This window comes from Streptomyces geranii (assembly GCF_002954775.1).
Lineage (GTDB): Bacteria > Actinomycetota > Actinomycetes > Streptomycetales > Streptomycetaceae > Streptomyces > Streptomyces geranii.
Map to the genome: position 1 here is coordinate 12,784 of NZ_KZ672954.1, position 16,854 is coordinate 29,637.

Below are 16,854 nucleotides of genomic sequence, written 5' to 3' on the forward strand. Positions count from 1 at the left end.
CCTGCGCGCATCTCGCGTACGCAGGACGCGACGGTCCGCCGGCGGAACCGGCGGACCGTCGCGCGTAGCGGGGGCCTACGCCCCGGCGATCAGCTGCCGACCAGCGCGATGTCCCACTGCTGGCAGGTGTTGCCGAGCGAGGGCCACTGGCGGACCAGGGCGCCGTCGGCCGTCGAGCAGTTCTTCACATCGACGGCCTGGCCGTTCGCGACGTTGGTGATGGTGTAGTGGCCGTTGGCCTCGACGAAGTCCCACTTCTGGCAGTTGTTGTCGGCGGGGGTCGCCAGGCCCATCAACGCGCCGTTCCAGGTTCCGCAGTGAACGTTCTCCAGGGCCTGGCCGGTCTTGACGTTGGTGATGGTGTAGTGGCCGTCGCTCGTGACGGCGAACCGCCACTGCTGGCAGGTGTTGTCCAGCGAGGCCCACTGGTTGATCCCGGTCCCGGTGCCGCAGCCCTCCGCGTTGAGGACCTTGCCGCTGTTGACGTTGATCAGCCGGACGTCGTTGTCCGGACTGGGCCTGATCCTGAGCAGGCCGGGATAGTCGCTGACCAGCGGACCGGTGACCGACGGCGGGGCGGCCGTGAGCACGATGACCTGGTCGATCGAACCGTCGTAGTAGACGAACGTGTTGTAGGTGTTGTCGCCCTCGGGCGCGAGCCGTGCGTAGGCGGCCTCGGTGACCTCGTCCACCTTCTCGGAGGTGAACAGCTGGCTCAGCCCGGTGGCGGGGGCGGGCCAGCCGCTCGCCGACTGTCCGCCGGCGTCCGTCCAGTTCTCGGGTTGCGGAAGGTGCCCGATGTCCCCGGTGTAGTCCTTCGGGAAGATGATCACCGGCCCGTACTCGGGGTCGTCGAAGTACGAGAGGGCGCAGTTGAAGTCGGCCAGCGCCTTCAGCTGGGTGAGGGGGTCCGAGAGGAATCCGGACACGAGGGGACCGTGCGTCGGCTTGCACTTGGCGATCTCCGGCACACTGGTCGTCTCCCTGTCGACAACGAGTTCGGGGCTGTGCGCGGCGGCCAGGGGGTCGGTGACCGAGGCCGGGGCGTTGGTCCGCACCACCACGCGGTCGGTGGGCCCGTCGTAGGTCACGAAGAGTTCGTACGTCAGGTCGCCCTCGGGCTGCACCGCTTCGTAGGCCGCGCTGATGAGGGTGGTGAGGTCGTCGGTGGTGAAGGTGGGGCTCTTCCCGGTGACGGGCGTGGGCCAGCTGGTGGGCGTGTGCCCGGTGGAGTCGGTCCAGTCCGGCGGGGGCTGCAGGTTGTCGATGTCCCCGGTGTGGTCCTTCGGGAAGATGATCACCGGCCCGACCTCGGCGTCCTCGAAAGCGGCGATGGCGCCTTCGTGCTCGGCCAGCGCCTCCACCTGCTCCCAGACCGTGTTCTCGTCGGCTCGCGCCGGCGCGGCGAAGGTCAGTGTGCCGGCAGCCAGCAGGGCCAGGGTGGCGAGGAGACCGCCGCGCGTCCGCCGTCGAGGTGAGGTTCCGGTCCGGACAGCCGCTGCCCGCTTGTTGTCTTTCACGATGCGATCGCCTTCGTCTCGGAGGTGGGTTCTCTCACTTCTCGCATGGTCAGCTGCCACCGCCTCTGCACATCGTGATCGCGCTGCAACCCCGGGTGTACTCGTTCGCGGGAATCCTGGGAATATTCAGGTTCGAGGTGTAGGTGAAACTGGAACTCGTGTCGTTGTTCGGCCGGTAGACCGTCGCGCCCGGGTTGTAGTGGGGGTTTATCAGGTAATGGCTGTAGGTGAAGGTGATGGAGCGCGTGTCTATCAGGGTCCCGGTCGCTCGCGCGGTCATTCGGTAGACGCGCACTCCCTGGATCGCCTCGCGCGGAATCCGGTGGACGTAGGCCCATTCGTTCTGGACCGCGTACTGGTTGTAGAGATTCGCGTTCCCGCGGATCTGAGTGGGCACGTGGAGCGCGTTCCTGGCAGCCTGGGTGTTGATCTCGAAGACGTAGCTGTCCGCCGTCACGGTGGCCGTGCTTCTGCACCTCGACGGAAAGATGTTCGCCACCCACCCGCGGCTCGCGTCGGCCACGGCCTGCAGCTGACCGCAGCGCGTTCGGGCAGCGCTTTCGAGGTTGCGCAGTCCCTGGCTCCGCGCGAACGGAGTGGTGATGTCGAGCGATCCGCTCGTCGAGATGTAGTTGCTGTTCCCGGGCCGGTCGCCTTGCACATGCGAGACGATATTGTTGTTGCCGCCCCGTGAGCCGAAGCCGTTGTTGAATATCGTGTACGGGTTCCGGGAGTCACCGCGGTACACGGTGCGCGGCATCGTCCGCTCCGGAAGAAGGTTCTGGTTGCGCAGGTTGGAACAGGGCCATGACTGCTGTCCCGAATTGTTGCCTCCCGGACAGGGGTCGCTCGCGGCCACCGCCTTCGTGGCTCCCAGGGGGGACTGGAGGGATACGACGGCCAGGAAAGCCACGAGAAGGACCAGGAAAACGGAACCCCTGATCGCCGTATTACTTCTTGCGCGTAGCGCGATTCGCTTGATCATTTCTGCTCCGGACTGGGCGGGAGTGCTCGAAAGGCAGAGCGGGATCGCGAACGGCTGCCTGCGCGGGCGGACAACCCGTGCCACCGATGTGTCATGTCCGCCGTCATCCGTCCACGCCGCCAAGCATCCGGGCGGCGTCGGCCCCCAGGTACCGGTAGTTCTACGAGGTCAGTACCTGAATCACGGTCTCGACGGCGCGGGCGGGAACTTTTCCGGCGCCTCGACTCCCGGTTCACCGACGCGGCGGTTACGGCGATCACCGTAAGAGAATGATGTGTGGGGGGAATGTAAAGACAGGGGGCAACTGTGCGCGTGGACGGGGTAGTTGGGGACAGCGGGAGCGGGGTTCCCTTGCTGGGTCGTTCCGTCGAACTGGCCAGGTTCGACGAGCTGCTCGACCGTGCGGCAGGCGGTGCGCGCCGCCCGGCAGGGGGTGGGGAGTTCGGTGACGGCGGCCGTTCCCGGCTCGTCGACATCACCGGTGAGGCCGGCATCGGCAAGAGCCGGCTGCTCGGCGAGGTCTGCGAGCGGGCCCGTCGGCGCGGCATGACCGTACTGCGCGGCAGGGCCACGGAGTTCGAGCGGCGGGTGCCGTTCCAGGTGTTCACCGACGCGCTCGCCCACCTCGCCCCGCACACCCTGGACGGCTTCCAGGAGACGGATACGGAGGCGGTGGCACCCCTCCTCCAACGGAGCGGCACGGCCGACCGTTTCGGACTGCACCGGTCCACGGCCGCCCTGCTCACCCGGCTCGCCGCCCCCTCCGGGCTGCTGCTCGCCCTCGACGACCTGCACTGGGCGGACCCGGCGTCCCTGGAACTGCTGGACCATCTCGTACGCCATCCCGTGCACGCCCCCGTCGTCCTGGCCGTGACCCGCCGAGACCGCCAGAGCCCCGAGTCCCTCGCCGCCAGGCTCACCCGCGAACTCGACACCGGTACGGTCGTCCGCCTCGGCCTGCGACCACTGAGCGCACGCGACTGCGCCGAACTGGCCGGCCCCGCCCTGCCCCCCGCCGAGACGACCGCGCTGTACGCCGCGAGCGAGGGCAACCCCTTCTACTTCCTCACCCTCCTTCAGGCCCACCGAGGCGGTACGCCGCCCAACTCCTCGGCGCCACCAGGGCCTTCGGCACCGCACGGCTCCTCCGCCTCGCCCAACTCCTCGGCACCGCCCGAGCTGGGCACCCTGCTCTTGGACGAACTGACCGCGCTCGACCCCGCCCAGCGCGGCCTCGTCGACGCCGTGGCGGTACTGGGCGAGCACGCCACCCCGGCGATGCTGAGCCGGGTGACCGGCCGCTCCGGCGCCGAGTTCACCGCCGACGTCCACGCCCTCACCGGCCGCGACCTGCTGCGCTCCACCCCGCAGGGCCTGCTGACGCTGCGGCATCCGGTCGTACGCACCCTCGTCCACGAGAGCACCCCGCTCCTCAGACGCGTCGAGATCCACCGGCTCGCCGCGCGGGAGCTGGCCCGCGCGGGTGCCTCCGCCGCCGAACGGGCCCACCATGTCGAACAGTCACTGACCGACTGGGACCCGGCAGCGGTGGCCGTACTCGAAGAGGCCGCCGCACGAACCGCCCGCACCGCCCCGGCGAGCTGTGCCCACTGGCTCGACGTGGTGCTCCGCCATCTGCCGCACACCCCCGAACACACCGCCCACCGGCGTGAGTTGGTCCTGAGTCGCGCCCGCGCGCTGGCCGCCTGCGGTGGCCTGCGCGAGAGCCGCGACCTGCTCCAGGAGCTGATCGCCACCCCACGCACGCCACGGCGGTCACCCGGCGCCCCGGCCACCGACGGGAACCAGGACCGCGTCAGAGTGCGCGCGGTCGTCCTGTGCGCGCTGGTGGAACGTCACCTCGGGCGCTGCACCGAGGCCGTCGCCCTGCTGCGCCGCGAACTGGCCCGCGACCCCGCCCCTGGCGACGTCGTCCGGCTCGGTCTGGAGCTGGGCTCGGCCGCGCCCCAGGACAGCGGCACGTCGTACGCCGAGGTGCGCACCGAGGTCGAGGTGGCGCTCGCGGCGGCCCGGTCGCTGGGGGACGAGGTCAAGGAGGCGGGCGTCCTCGCCGTGGCCGCGCTGGGAGAGGCGTACGAGGGCAACATGGCGGCGGCGCACGGGCTCGCCCGGCAGGCCGCTGCCCTGGTCGACTCGCTGCCCGACAACGACCTCACCGCGCTGTGCGAACCGCTGGCCAGGCTCGGCTGGGCGGAGGCTTTCCTGGAGCGCTATCCGGATGCCGAGCGGCACGCGGAACGCGGTCTCGACATCGCCCGGCGCAGCGGCCAGTTGTATGTCATGCCGCATCTGCTGCTGTGCCTGTCGCACATCCGCGTCCAGACCTGCCGGATCTCCTCGGCGCTGGAACTCGCCGACCAGGCCGAGGACATCGCCCGCGGGATCGGCAGCGACCAGTTGCTGGCGTTCGTCCTGGCGAGCAAGGCCGCGGCGCTCGTCGCCGCCTGCCCGCCGGGCGACCCGCGCCCGCTCGCCGTCGCCGAGGAGGCGGTGGCCGCCGCCGGTACCGGGGTCGACTGGTGGGCGTCCACGGCCTGGTGCATCTTCGGCTGGGCCGCGCTCATGGCGGGCGATCCGGTCCGCGCCCGGGACGCGATGCTCCGGGCCGGCGGCCCCGAACTGCAGCGGATCCAGCCGTCGATGCGCCCGCTCTACCTGGAGATCCTGGTCACGGCCGCGCTGGTGACGGGCAGGCCCGAGGAGGCCAGGAGCTGGGCCGAACGGGCACGCAAGGAGGCGGAGCAACTGGGGCTGCCGATGCTGCGGGCGTCCGCGCTGCGCAGCACCGCCCATCTGCCGCTGGCGCAGGGGGACACGGCAGCGGCGGCGGACCTGTTCGCGGAGGCCGCGGCGGAGAGCGCCCGCTGCGGCGCGGCCTTCTGGGAGGCCTACTCCCTGCTGCTCGGCGCCCCGCTGGAAACGGCGGCGGGCCACGGCCGGAGCGGCACCCGCGCCTGGCTCAGGGGCCGTCGGCTCGCCGAGGCGGGCGGCAGCGGAATGCTGGTGGGCCTCGCCGACGCCAACCGCCCGCCCGGTGGCGCCGCCGAGGCCCCGTACGACTCCCCGGACCGCGCCGAACTCACCCAGCTGCTGGCCACCCTGACCGCCCGGGAGCTGGAGATAGCCGAGCTGGTGGCGCAGGGCCTCACCAGCCAGGCCATCGCGGACCGGCTCTACGTCAGCCGGCGCACCGTCGAGACCCATGTCTCCCGCGCCTTCCGCAAGACCGGGGTCTCCTCACGCACCGCCCTGGCCACGCTGGTGGCCCGCCGCCGCGCGGGGAGCCGTTTCGTGGACGCCCGCGCGGACCGGGACTGATCCCGGACTGATCCCGGTCCGGGCCGGGAAGCCCCTGCACCCTACTTGGCCCCCTGCTTGGCCCCTACTTGACGTCGATGAAGTCGCCGGGCGACGTCGCGGCGCCGGTCGTGGCGGTACCGGCGAAGACGAAGCGGTAGTCGCCGTCGGAGCCGGCCTTGGTGGTGGTGCTCAGGGCGCCGGTGCGGCTGGTCTTGACCGTCTTGAGGGTGCTCCAGGTGCTGCTGCCCTTCTTGCGGAACTGCAGCTTCACCGGCTGGGTCGCGTATCCCGTGGTCTTGCCCGTGGACCAGTCGGCGCGCGTCAACTTGCCGGTGACCGTGATGGTCTTGCCCTTCTTCACCGGCTCCGGGGTGGCGTTGACGGTCAGCTTGGCGGCGCGCTTGATGTTGGCCCTGGCGACGTCGTCGTCGATGCTGATGTTCAGGTAGAGGTCCCAGGCGCCCAGGAGGAGCTTCCAGGCCCCCGGGGTGCCGTTGCCGCCCTTGAAGTCGACCGCGGGGTCGATGGTGAAGACCGCCTGGCAGCTGTAGCTGTAGCCGCCCTGGACCGTCGTCTCCGTGCAGGCGGGGTCGGCGTCCGTCCCCAGGGCGCCGGTGATGGTGTCCGTGCTCGAGATGTCGGTGCCCTGCCACAGGAACGCCTGGGTGAGGGCCAGGCCTTCCTCGTCGAAGGCGGTGAACGTGACGGGAACGGCCTTCTTGCCCGTCACGCCGAGAACGATGTCCTTGCCCTTGTTGACGACCCCCTTCGTGAAGGTGGTGTCGCCGATCGGGTCCTTCGGCAGCCCGCCGCTCTGCGAGGCGAGGGCTCTGAGATCCGTCGCCACCCCAGGACGCTCAACTCCCTGGGCGGCGCCCGGAAGAAGGAGCGCCGAGAGGACGAGGGCGCCGGAAAGGACGGTGGCCGTGGTGCGCATACGCATGTGATTCCCCGAGGTTGAGTTGAAGTGAAGAGTGAAGGTGAAAGGTGGAAGCGAAGAGGCCAAGAGGCCGGTGCACGCCCGTATCGCGTGGACGGGGCTCAGGACGCGGGTGAGCGGAAGACGTCGTCGATGTCGATGCTGTAGTCGGGCGTCGGGTAGAGGCCGGTCGGGAACAGGTCCGTGGGGTACGGGTACGTCGGCTCGGAGCCCGGTGCGGGTACGTCGGCCGGGTCGGCGGTGGGCTTGCCGTCCGGGCTGCACACGTGCGGTGCCGAGGGCTCGGACAGTTCGTGGTCGACGACCCGCTTCGACCGGAAGTCCACGACGGCCCGGCCCCAGACGTCCTCCTCCCCGCCGCCGACCGCGACCTCCTCGGGCAGTTCCTTGGTGGCCAGCGGCTTGCCCACGGTGATCGAGAGAAGGGCGCCCTCGCAGGGGCTGCGGTCCGTCGCGTACAGGGCGGTGGGCAGGGCGATCCTCCGCTCGACGCGCGCGTCCAACTGGAGTTCGACGCGTTTCACCCGGCGGATGTCGAAGTAGTAGTCGGGCCGCGCCCCGTCCGAGAGCCGCTCGCCGTCGTCGCCGTCCGCGACTCCGTACACCAGCTTCCAGAACTCGAACTGCACGGTGATCTTCCGGCAGAGCGGCCCGTTGTACCCCGGCAGACTGACGACCTCCACCTCGCCGTCGTCTCCGTAGGTCTCCTTGGGCGTCTCGACGAAGCGCTGAACCCACTCCGCGGTTTCCTCGGCCGTCCACCCCTTGTTGTCGTGGCAACCGGACGCCCCGGTCGGATACGGAGGGGTGACGGACGGCGTCGGCGAAGGACTCGGCGGCTCGGACACCTCCGTCGCGCTCTCGGAAGGATCGCCGGACAAGGAGGTGCCCTGGGCGCCGGAACACCCCCCGGCGAACAGGACGACGCCGGCGAGGGCCGCGACGACGGGCGCGACGGGCCTCACCTGTCGAACCAGTTCCTGGCCTCCGCGGAGGCGGCGCCCCGCAGCACGACGAGGGGAAGGACGATGCCCGGGAGAACCCCGACGCCGCCCCCCTGCAAGAGGCCCACCACACTGCTCAGCAGGCTCAGCGCCTCGACGACGATGATCGTGACCCGTATCCCGTTCGCCCGGGTGCCGGCGAAGACGCCGCACAGCAGGAGCGCCCCCGCGACCAACAGCGTCAGCACCGCCACGAACCGGAGCAGCCCGACCCCCTCGTCGTCACCGTGGTCCACCGCGTCGTTCACGACGGCCAGCAACAGGAACCCCGCCGCCAGGTTCAGCACGGCCTGGACCCATACCCCCACCAGCGCCAGCCTGACATTCTTCGGCATCTGCGCTTTCACGCCCGGTGTCGTCATGACTCAAGACAACGGCACCTGTGTCAGGGACACGTCGGTAGGAGTACGTATTCGATGTACGTATGTGTCCTCGCCGGGCCCGCCTGCCTCGGGGCGGCGGACGGCCCGCCGCACCAGCAGGTCAGGCGCTGTCCAGGACCAGGGACAGTGGTGCCGGACGGGTGTGGCCGGCGTCCGCCCCGGCGTCGGCGTCCGTCGGCTGGTCCAGCATCACCACCGTGGCGAAGCGTTTTCCCGGGGACCAGTCGAGGTCGCACAGGAGTTCCGGGGTCGCGCCGACGATCACGGTGAGCGGGATGCGGCCGGGCAGTTGGGCCATGAGGCCGACCAGTTCCACGGCCGCCGTGTCCGCGAGGTGGAGGTCGTCGACGATGAGGACGATCGGGCCGTCCTGGGCGGCGGCTTCCAGGAAGTGCCGCCAGACCTCCGCCCACTCGTCGGCGCCCTGCCGGACCGGCGGGCGGTTCATCGCCCCGAAGAGCGAGGCGCAGCGGGCGGAGAGCCGGTTGGCGCGGCTCTTGTCGGTGGTCAGACGCTGGATGACGGCCCTGATCCTGCTGCGGACCGTCCAGAGCGGGTCCGACGCCGACAGTCCGGAGCAGCTGGAGAGGATCATCCGGTGCAGGCCGAAGGGGCCCGCCTCGACAGCGTCCTCCCTGTTCCAGGTCAGCACCTGGGCCGCGGCCAACTCCTCCTCGGCGATTCCGGCCAGTTCGCGGAGCACCTCGCGGCGGGGCGCGTCGAGGTTGCCGAGGACGGTGATGAGGTGCGGTTGCGACCAGCGGGTGCTGTGGGTCATCACGCTCTGGAGCAGCTCCAGTTCGCGGCGGTGGGTGGAGTCGTCCTGACCGGTGCCGGCCATGTCGTCGGCGACGGTCCGGGGCTCGATCGCCGCCAGCAGCCGCCAGCGGGTGGGCACGCCGGGCAGTGCCTCGTACGAGAAGTGGTCCTCGGTCTCCTTCCGGGTGCGTTCGGAGACGACGATGTCCCCGGGAGCGACCAGCGTGAGCAGGGAGCCGCACTCCTGGACCAGCGTGCCGTTGACCCTGGGCGGTGCGCCGCCGGGCCGTTCGCTCATGAGCACCTCGCCCGTGACGACGACGGCGCGGAGCACGGCGCCGCCGGTCATGGCCGTGCGCAGGGCGTCGGCGGCGCGGGCCGCACGGAGGGGGTGTTCCTGGTCCTCCGGGTCGACCGGGAAGAGACCGAGGGTGATGTCGCCCATCGAGGAGACGACCACACCGCCGAAGCGCTCGAACTCGTCCTGGACACAGGAGTCGAGGAGCCCCATCGCGGCGTCGAGATCGTCACGGTCGCCCCGGACCGGGCCGGGTTCGGTGCGTACGAGGAGCAGGCTGACCGGGCTGCGGATCGCGGAGTGGGCCGCTGGTACGGCGGCGGTGCGCACCGGCGGAAGGTCGCGGGCCGGGGGCCGGGGCGTCGTCTCCACCGGGAAGAGGGGGGTGGGGGCCGGCAGCCGGGCGACGGCCGGTGAGCGCCCGCGGGGTAAGTCCTCGGGGTCGTGCGGGAGGGCCGGGGCGGTCCTCTTCGGCGCGGTGAGGACCGTCACCGCGGTCGCCGGGCGGGTGGCCGGGTCGTCCGGGGCCGGGGCGAGCTGGAGGTCGGGGTCGTGGGTGAGGATCGCCTGCTGGAGCAGCTGGAGTTCGCGGCTGGGTTCGAGGCCGAGGTCCTCGACCAGCAGGGCGCGCAGTCTGCTGAACACCCCGAGGGCGTCCGCCTGGCGACCGCAGCGGTACAGGGCGCGCATGAGCTGGCCGCAGGCGCGTTCGCGCAGCGGCTCGTCCTCCACCGTCGACTCCAGCTTGCCGAGCACCGCGTAGTGGCGCCCGCAGGCGAGTTGGGCCTCGAAGAGGTCTTCCAGGGCGTCCAGCCGGGTGTTCTGGAGAGTGGTCAGCTCAGGCCAGAGCAGTCCGGCTTCGGTCAGGTCGGCGAGGGCGGGGCCGCGCCACAGCCCCATGGCGTCGCCCAGGAGGAGCGCCGCCCGGTCGGGTTCGCCCGCCGCCAGCCGGGAGCGCCCCTCCTTCGCCCACCGGTGGAAGAGGTGCAGGTCGATGTGGTCGGGGGTGACGTCCAGGGAGTAACCGGGAGCCTGGGTGCGCAGGGTCACCGGCGCTTCCGCGGTGCCGCCGGTGACGAGGGTGCGGCGCAGGCCCCAGACCGCGTTCTGCAGGATCTTGCGGGCGGTCATCGGCGCCTCTTCGACGCTCCACAGAGCCTTCAGCAGTCTGCTGACGGGTACCGGCTGGTTGGGATGGAGGAGCAGATATCCGAGCGTGGCCCGCTGTTTGCTCCCGCCGAGAGCGATCTGCCGTCCCTCTGTGACGACCTCAAGCGGACCCAACATCTTGAACCACATGGCTCCCCCAGCGAGTGGTCGGCGGGCGGCGGAGCGGATCGCGTCGCCCAGTCAAAACGTACCCAGCGATCATACAGATCGTGAAAGGCAATACCACGGGTGCCTGAAATCCCGGAAATGGCTGCCCAGGGCCGTGATTTACCTACCGATGAGCGGACAGTGGATGTGCTGAGACCGCCCTCCGCCATGCTGACGGAGGCGGGTCGGCAACCGACCGACCCGCGCCTCCAGGAGTGCGCCGGCACCCTGCCCCCGTAAGGCGCAATTCCCATGTGCGTACCGGAATTCGGCGGCCTCTCGCCATAGCGCGCCTCTTCCACGGCCCGGGTGTCGGCTCGACGAAGAGCAACGAAGAGCAACAAGGAGCAGGTCAATGTCGAACACGAACCAGGGTCCGGTAACCGTCCTCGGCCTCGGGATGATGGGCGCCGCCCTGGCCAACGCCTTTGTGAGGAACGGCAACCCGACCACCGTCTGGAACCGTTCCGCGGGCAAGGCGGAAGCGCTCGTCGCGCAGGGCGCGGTCTTCGCCCCCGACATCAGGGAGGCCATCGCGGCCGGCCCGGTCGTCGTGGCCTGTGTCTCCACGTACGAGGTGCTGAACGAGCTGTTCGCCGGTGCCGCCGCCGAACTCAAGGGCAAGGTCGTCGTCAACCTCACCTCGGGCACCCCCGAGGACGCCCGCGCCGCCGCGGTCTGGGCCGAGCAGCACGGTGTGCGTTACCTGGACGGCGCCGTCATGGCCGTACCGCAGATGATCGGCCTGCCCCAGGCCCTGATCTTCTACGGCGGCTCGCAGGAACTGTTCGCCGAGCAGGAGGAGTTGCTGAAGCCGCTCGCCGGCACGGGTGTGTACCTGGGCGAGGACACCGGTGTCCCGATGATCTACGACCTCGGTCTGCTGTCGCTGCTGTGGTCGAGCCTCGCGGGCTACTTCCACGCCGTGGCGCTCGTCCGGTCGGCCGGTGTCCCGGCGGAGGCGTTCACCCCGTTCGCCGCCGGCTGGATCGAGCACGTCATCGCCCCGGCGATCCCGCAGAGCGCCCGGGAGATCGACTCGAACAGTTTCGAGACCGAGGTCTCCAGCCTCGATGTGAACAAGGCCGCGATCGAGCATCTGGTGGCCACCAGCAGGCAGTTGGGCATCAACAGCGACTTGCCTGCCGCCGTCCAGGCGCTGATCGAGCGTCGGGTCGCCCAGGGGTTCGGCACCCACAGCCTGGCCAGCCTGGTCGAGGCCTTCGAGCAGGGCTGAGCCACCGCGCGAGAAGTGACTTCATGAGCGACCCGGATCACCCGGCGATTAATTATCGATGGCACCGAAACCAAGTCACCCGGTTGATGAAACCGGGCCCATTGAAGGAAAAAGCTGAGAATGAATGCCTACGCGGGCAGGAAAGCCGTAATTACCGGTGGTACGCACGGAATGGGTCTGGCGATCGCCAAGTCCCTGATCGCGGGCGGCGCCGAGGTCCTTGTCACCGGCCGCAACGAGAAGAACATCGAGGAGGCCAAGGCCGCGCTCGGTGTGGACGCGCACGTCGTCCGGTCCGATGCCGCCGACCTCGTCGCCATCGACGCGCTCGCCAAGACGGTCGAGGAGAGGCTCGGCCGGTTCGACCACCTCTTCGTGAACGCCGGCACGGCCGTCCTGGAGCCGCTCCAGCACGTCACCGAGGAGACGTACGACCGCCAGTTCGGCATCAACACCAAGGGTGCCTTCTTCGTCGTACAGCGCCTCGTCCCGCTCATCAACGAGGGTGGATCGATCGTCTTCACCAGCTCCATCGCCGACCACGGCGGCACGCCGGCCATGAGTGTCTACTCGGGCTCCAAGGCCGCGCTGATCTCCTTCAGCCAGGTCTTCGCCGCCGAGTTGCTGCCGCGCAACATCCGCGTCAACGCCATCGGCCCCGGCTTCATCGACACTCCGAGCATGGGTGTCCCGGGTCTGAGCGACGAGGAGAAGGCCGGATTCATGGCGCTCGGTGACGAGATCACCCCGATGAAGCGCCACGGCCAGGTCGAGGAGGCGGCACGTGCGGCCCTTTACCTGGCCTTCGACGCCACCTTCACCACGGGTGCGCGTCTGCCGGTCGACGGTGGGCTCGGCCAGGGTCTCTCCTACCCGCAGCAGTGAGGTTCTTCGGCGTTGCCGCTCCGGGGTGCGGACGGCTTTGGCGATTGACGTCATGCGGTTCGGGCTGCATCGGGATCTGCGGAAGGCCCGGCAGATCGGTGGTGCAGCGTCCGCTGCACCACCCGACCGCGCTTGCACGAACATGAACAGCCCATCAACGCCTACCACGTGGCCCATGACGACGAGGACCCGCCAACGGAAAACAGACCGCAGTCCAGATAAAGCCCCAGCTCACGCACTGTGGTTCCCGTACACGCGGGGGTGTTCCCATGTCCGTGACAGAAGAGCTGAGCTTGTCCTTGTGGTCCCCGCGCCCGCGGAGGTCCCTCGACGGCATCGGCCAAGGGCTCACCGACCTGGGCAAGGACGTCGCAAACCACGAGACCTGGCTGCGCACCCTGGAACGCGCCCGCTGGCCACTGCCCACGATCGGCGTCCTCGCCGGGCCCGCGGGTGCCGCAACGGGAGCCGTCGCCCTCTTCACCCGCTGAACAACACTCCGCCCCCTGCACGGTCATGACGGCCGCGCAGGGGGCGTTTCGGCATGCCCGGGGGTCAGCGTCGCTGAGCGGCGACCGCGTCCGTGTACAGCTCGCGCGTCAACTCCTCGGAGCCGATGCCGAGTTCGGCCAGTACGACGCGGATGTCGTCGAGGGCCGAGCTGACGTCGTCCTCGTCGACGAGGGTCTCTACCTCCAGGAACGTCCCGTCGATCTCGGGCACGCGGACGAACGTGGCGAGCATCTGCCGACCGCGAGCCTCGAAGTCGTAGTTGCGGCAGCGCTTCTCGAAGGCGATGACCGGCGCATGGCCAAGGCCGCGCATGATCGCGTGGGCCGCCTCGGCGTCCGTCACCTGAGTCTCGTGCTCGGGCTTGGAGCCGGACGCCTCGTCGACCGCCGCGTCCTTGAACGTGAGGACCGTTCGGGTTCCCTCCGCACCTTGTACGGTACGCACGCGCAGTTCCTGGCCGGCCTTTTCCAGGGATCCGTCAGGCCGGTCGTAGTAAGTGTCCCGGTACACCTCGACGCGGGCCGTCGCACGCTCGTCGAGCCGCCGCATCACTGCCTCGGGCGAGTGGACGCGGGCCTTCAACTCAGCCTCGATCACGGGCCGTTCCTCTCTGCTCAGACCGTGCGCTGCGCGACGTCGATGACAGCATCAAACATCCTTCGGAACCCCCGGAACAGGGGCCCGTGCGGCGTCTCCATCACCTTGTACGTGGCGCTCTCGTGGCCCTCCCACCCTGAGTCGAAGGCGCTGACGAACATGGCGTCGTCCGTGCGGATGAGCCGCCAGGTGGGCAGCATGCGATACCGGTACACCTGGATGTCGCAGTAGGCGGCAAGCAGTTCCCGCAGCCGGGCCTCCGTCAGGCGTACTCCTCTGGCGAGGGACTCAGCGGACTCTCCGATCTCGGCAGCTCGCCGGGTGAGCGCGTCGGAGTCCGGATCGAGGAGCAGCACCCGGACGCGGACCCCTTTGCCGCCCTGCTCTCGCGGGAGGCAGGCGCGCAGGAGGCTGTCGTCAAGGCCGATCAGGCCGAGACCGCGCACGGCCAGCACGTCCAGTTCCTGCGCCTCGCGGGCCTGCTGCTGGATCTCCTCGGCTGCGGAGTTCTGGGCCGCGTAGACGCGGACGACTTCGGGGAACGCGGCGAGGTCGAAGGCGGCGCCACCGGTGCGCTTCTCGCGGCTCGCGGCGAGGCCGAGCAGGTGCCGTGCGTCGTCGGGCATGTGGAGGCCGTCGGCGATCCGCTCGTACACGTCGAGGCGGGTCACTTCGCGGCGGCCGTTGATGATCTCGTTGACGCGGGCCTGTGTCATCCCGGCCGCAGCTGCGATGCGGGACTGGCTGGCGCCGGCGTACTGCTGCACGTGCCGGAAGACGGCCCCTATGTCCCGTGCGCGCAGAGCCTGTCTGACCTCGGCACGCTCCCATGCCCAGTCGGGCAGCTTGATCGGGTCGAGTGCGGTCGGCATGGCGCAGTCCCCGGATATCCACAACAGGATGGAAAACCATCTCACCGTGAGATTACCGGTGGGGGATCGAACCCACACCGTGCGTCACAAGATCCTGGCCAGATCGGAAGGACCCCGGCAACCGCGCGAACGGCCCCGGGGCATGGACGACTGGTTGGAGCCGCCGTGAGCGAGAGTACGCACACCCCCGACACCTCGAACACCCATGGCAGCTACGGGTACTGCGCCTGGCATCAGGCGTTCGCGTCGGGCGTCCGGCTGATCCAGGTCCAGGAGCAGGGCTCCGGTCCGGGTGGCGGCGCCTTCGCCTGCCGGCCGTGCCGTGAGTCCTACGACCTGGTCCCGTTCGCCGACCGCCCGGTGACCGACACGTTCTGACGGTGCACCCCGACTTCGCCGACGCCACCCAGATGCTGCCCGTACCCCATGCGGGCGGCATCTCCCGCAAGCGCGTCGAGGGCAAGGTGTGCGTGTGGTGCCGCCAGGCACTCGACAACGGCCACGTCGACCTCGGGCCCCGGCTGAGCGTCGTCGCCGGGCAGCTGGAGCGCTGGTGGCCGCGCGGCTGCCGCCCCTGCGCCGGCCGCAAGGCAGCCGACACCTACCAGGCCCACATCCGTACGTGCGCCCGCTGCACCCACCGCGACTACTGCCTCGACGGCCGCGCCCTGTACGCGCTCGGCGTGGAGTGCAGGTAGCCCCACTGAACTCCCGTCCGTCCCCGCCCCAGGCTCATGGGGACGGGCGGGACAGGCCCCGGCCGGTCATGTGTGTCCCGGCCGGGGCCGCTCCATGTCGTGATCGTCTACACCTCGGCCGAGCATCGGCCGAGGTAACGATCACCGGAGACGAAAAGAGCCCCTCGGCTTCCGAGAGGCTGACCAGCTGTCACCAGGTGAAAACGTTCCTGCGCCAGTGACACCGAGGTGGGGCGGGTGGGACTCGAACCCACGGCCGACGGATTATGAGTCCTTTGAGGATCTTGGCGGTCCTTGCCGATCAGTGCCGATTCACGCCGTTCTTGCAGGTCAGACGTGTCGATCACTGTCAGCCCTGTGCAGTGTTTGTCGGCCTGTTCCTGTCCTTGCGACCCCTCAATGGCCCCTGGAAGCCGATGAGTTCGACGTTTGCCACAGCAGTGACCGCACCCGCCCTGCTCAGCCAAGAGGATGGAACCTTCGCGCAGCGGAGTCCCCTACCGACGCGATGGTGCTCCACCCCTTCTCCCGGGGTGGAGCACCATCCCTGACGTCAAGGCGCGAGCTTGTCCACCGGACCGCTCATCGACGTGGGTCGCAGCGCGTCGACTGGTCAGCCGAGGACATAGGACTCATCACCGAAGTCAGCGACGATCTTCAACTTGCCGCCGAGCGCCTTGACGTAGGCGGCGAGGGTGTCGACCTCGCTGCGCTCCAGTTGCCCCTTCTCAATACGTGAGACACGGGCCTGGGTGACGCCCATGGCTTCGGCAACCTGGACCTGGGTGGTGTGCTGCCGCTTCCGCAGCTCGGCGAGGCGATGCACGCGGGAGGCCAGGACCATCGCCTGCGCCCCCTTCCTAATCTGATCCTTTTCGGCATCGGTGAAGGCGAAATCCTCGGCCAGGTCTCCCCAGGAGACAGCCTGCGGGTCCTTGAGGTGATCAGTCATTGCGCCCCGTCCTCTCCATCGATTCGCTTCAGATGCTCCGCGTATGCCTGCTCCGCCTGGGGCACCGCGACGCGGTACCAGCCGGACCAGTTGCCCGCCTTGTCACCGCCGACCAGGATCACGGCCTGACGGTCCGGGTCGAACACGAACAGCAACCGCACTTCAGTCGCCCCTGCCGAGCCGGGGCGAAGCTCCTTGAGGTTCGACAGAACCGAGCCCTTGATCGTGTCCACCAGAGGCCGACCCAGCGCGGGTCCTTCCTCCTGGAGGGCAGTGACAGCCTGGCTGACCTGAATCAAGGTGTCTCGGTCAGCACGGCGCAGGCCGTGAAGCCACGAAAGAGCCGGCTCGACCACAACGATCTTCCAAGCCATGCAGGCATCCCCCGTCTGCGATTATTACACTGATAACATACACCACTGACAGCATATTGAGGGACTGCGATTCTTGCAGTGCGGACGCGCTACCGCCGATCCCGCACGGCGCCAGCGACCAGCATCCCGGCGCTCGACACCAAGGGATGGCCGTTTTGCGTACTGCTGCCGTCTGCCGAGTACGCGGCAAACGAGGGCG

Annotated in this window: 16 protein-coding genes and 1 pseudogene; 6 read left to right on the forward strand and 11 right to left on the reverse strand. The window is 69.5% G+C overall.

Translation table 11 applies throughout. From position 1 onward, the window contains the following. Positions 1–89: 89 nt before the first annotated feature. Together CW359_RS04105 and CW359_RS04110 are read right to left on the reverse strand one after the other, a co-directional pair. The gene (locus CW359_RS04105) at positions 90–1,520 is read right to left on the reverse strand and encodes an RICIN domain-containing protein (RefSeq protein WP_105968356.1); all 1,431 of its coding nucleotides are present in this window, start codon (positions 1,518–1,520) and stop codon (positions 90–92) included. A 49-nt stretch (positions 1,521–1,569) separates the two neighbouring features. Then, complete coding sequence (locus tag CW359_RS04110) at positions 1,570–2,505, reverse strand: hypothetical protein (protein ID WP_105968463.1); 936 nt, start codon at positions 2,503–2,505, stop codon at positions 1,570–1,572. Positions 2,506–2,856: 351 nt separating this feature from the next. Here CW359_RS04110 and CW359_RS04115 point away from each other — a divergent pair, with 351 nt between their 5' ends. Further along, positions 2,857–5,844: a helix-turn-helix transcriptional regulator gene (locus CW359_RS04115; protein ID WP_105968357.1), complete on the forward strand. Its 2,988-nt coding sequence runs from the start codon at positions 2,857–2,859 to the stop codon at positions 5,842–5,844. Positions 5,845–5,908: 64 nt separating this feature from the next. Here the strand turns inward: CW359_RS04115 and CW359_RS04120 are convergent, their stop codons facing one another. The 4 genes from CW359_RS04120 to CW359_RS46240 form a co-directional block, all read right to left on the reverse strand. Further along, entirely contained in the window at positions 5,909–6,769 is an 861-nt protein-coding gene (locus CW359_RS04120; protein ID WP_105968358.1) for a hypothetical protein, read from the reverse strand. A gap of 98 nt (positions 6,770–6,867) precedes the next feature. Beyond that, the gene (locus CW359_RS04125) at positions 6,868–7,731 is read right to left on the reverse strand and encodes a hypothetical protein (protein WP_232838213.1); all 864 of its coding nucleotides are present in this window, start codon (positions 7,729–7,731) and stop codon (positions 6,868–6,870) included. Then, on the reverse strand, positions 7,728–8,105 hold the full coding sequence (locus CW359_RS04130) for a hypothetical protein (RefSeq protein WP_105968465.1): 378 nt from the start codon (positions 8,103–8,105) through the stop codon (positions 7,728–7,730). The genes CW359_RS04125 and CW359_RS04130 overlap by 4 nt, the downstream gene beginning before the upstream one ends. Before the next feature lie 148 nt (positions 8,106–8,253). Next, positions 8,254–10,509, reverse strand: coding sequence for an AfsR/SARP family transcriptional regulator (locus tag CW359_RS46240; protein ID WP_232838214.1), 2,256 nt, complete (start codon positions 10,507–10,509; stop codon positions 8,254–8,256). Between the two features lie 373 nt (positions 10,510–10,882). Between CW359_RS46240 and CW359_RS04140 the strand changes: the two genes are divergently transcribed. Both CW359_RS04140 and CW359_RS04145 read left to right on the forward strand, forming a co-directional pair. Continuing rightward, positions 10,883–11,764 carry an NAD(P)-dependent oxidoreductase gene (locus CW359_RS04140; RefSeq protein ID WP_105968359.1) on the forward strand — a complete coding sequence of 294 codons (882 nt, stop codon included), beginning with the start codon at positions 10,883–10,885 and terminating at the stop codon, positions 11,762–11,764. Positions 11,765–11,884: 120 nt separating this feature from the next. Further along, on the forward strand, positions 11,885–12,649 hold the full coding sequence (locus tag CW359_RS04145; protein ID WP_105968360.1) for an SDR family oxidoreductase: 765 nt from the start codon (positions 11,885–11,887) through the stop codon (positions 12,647–12,649). A gap of 9 nt (positions 12,650–12,658) precedes the next feature. Here CW359_RS04145 and CW359_RS04150 read toward each other — a convergent pair. Continuing rightward, a pseudogene (locus CW359_RS04150) lies at positions 12,659–12,739 on the reverse strand (IS5/IS1182 family transposase); the annotation flags it as partial. Between the two features lie 179 nt (positions 12,740–12,918). Here CW359_RS04150 and CW359_RS04155 point away from each other — a divergent pair. Further along, on the forward strand, positions 12,919–13,140 hold the full coding sequence (locus CW359_RS04155) for a hypothetical protein (protein WP_105968361.1): 222 nt from the start codon (positions 12,919–12,921) through the stop codon (positions 13,138–13,140). A gap of 64 nt (positions 13,141–13,204) precedes the next feature. On the opposite strand, the gene cyaB is transcribed toward CW359_RS04155, so the two are convergent. Further along, entirely contained in the window at positions 13,205–13,759 is a 555-nt protein-coding gene (cyaB, locus tag CW359_RS04160; protein WP_105968362.1) for a class IV adenylate cyclase, read from the reverse strand. 17 nt (positions 13,760–13,776) lie between these two features. Further along, positions 13,777–14,631, reverse strand: coding sequence for a helix-turn-helix domain-containing protein (locus tag CW359_RS04165; protein WP_105968363.1), 855 nt, complete (start codon positions 14,629–14,631; stop codon positions 13,777–13,779). A gap of 165 nt (positions 14,632–14,796) precedes the next feature. Here CW359_RS04165 and CW359_RS04170 point away from each other — a divergent pair, with 165 nt between their 5' ends. Further along, the gene (locus CW359_RS04170) at positions 14,797–15,009 is read left to right on the forward strand and encodes a hypothetical protein (protein ID WP_105968364.1); all 213 of its coding nucleotides are present in this window, start codon (positions 14,797–14,799) and stop codon (positions 15,007–15,009) included. A gap of 2 nt (positions 15,010–15,011) precedes the next feature. After that, the gene (locus tag CW359_RS45745) at positions 15,012–15,329 is read left to right on the forward strand and encodes a hypothetical protein (protein WP_198655084.1); all 318 of its coding nucleotides are present in this window, start codon (positions 15,012–15,014) and stop codon (positions 15,327–15,329) included. Positions 15,330–15,942: 613 nt separating this feature from the next. Here the strand turns inward: CW359_RS45745 and CW359_RS04180 are convergent. Together CW359_RS04180 and CW359_RS04185 are read right to left on the reverse strand one after the other, a co-directional pair. Continuing rightward, positions 15,943–16,281: an XRE family transcriptional regulator gene (locus CW359_RS04180; protein ID WP_105968365.1), complete on the reverse strand. Its 339-nt coding sequence runs from the start codon at positions 16,279–16,281 to the stop codon at positions 15,943–15,945. Next, on the reverse strand, positions 16,278–16,655 hold the full coding sequence (locus CW359_RS04185; RefSeq protein WP_105968366.1) for a type II toxin-antitoxin system RelE/ParE family toxin: 378 nt from the start codon (positions 16,653–16,655) through the stop codon (positions 16,278–16,280). The genes CW359_RS04180 and CW359_RS04185 overlap by 4 nt, the downstream gene beginning before the upstream one ends. Positions 16,656–16,854: the final 199 nt, after the last annotated feature.

Excerpts from the sequence above, each read along its gene's own strand:
- CW359_RS04110 (WP_105968463.1), bottom strand. The coding sequence starts at position 2,505 with ATGATCAAGCGAATCGCGCTACGCGCAAGAAGTAATACGGCGATCAGG.
- CW359_RS04140 (WP_105968359.1), top strand. The coding sequence starts at position 10,883 with ATGTCGAACACGAACCAGGGTCCGGTAACCGTCCTCGGCCTCGGGATG.
- CW359_RS46240 (WP_232838214.1), bottom strand. The coding sequence starts at position 10,509 with ATGTGGTTCAAGATGTTGGGTCCGCTTGAGGTCGTCACAGAGGGACGG.
- CW359_RS04180 (WP_105968365.1), bottom strand. The coding sequence starts at position 16,281 with ATGACTGATCACCTCAAGGACCCGCAGGCTGTCTCCTGGGGAGACCTG.
- CW359_RS04165 (WP_105968363.1), bottom strand. The coding sequence starts at position 14,631 with ATGCCGACCGCACTCGACCCGATCAAGCTGCCCGACTGGGCATGGGAG.
- CW359_RS04145 (WP_105968360.1), top strand. The coding sequence starts at position 11,885 with ATGAATGCCTACGCGGGCAGGAAAGCCGTAATTACCGGTGGTACGCAC.
- CW359_RS04120 (WP_105968358.1), bottom strand. The coding sequence starts at position 6,769 with ATGCGTATGCGCACCACGGCCACCGTCCTTTCCGGCGCCCTCGTCCTC.
- CW359_RS04185 (WP_105968366.1), bottom strand. The coding sequence starts at position 16,655 with ATGGCTTGGAAGATCGTTGTGGTCGAGCCGGCTCTTTCGTGGCTTCAC.
- CW359_RS04155 (WP_105968361.1), top strand. The coding sequence starts at position 12,919 with ATGTCCGTGACAGAAGAGCTGAGCTTGTCCTTGTGGTCCCCGCGCCCG.
- CW359_RS04130 (WP_105968465.1), bottom strand. The coding sequence starts at position 8,105 with ATGCCGAAGAATGTCAGGCTGGCGCTGGTGGGGGTATGGGTCCAGGCC.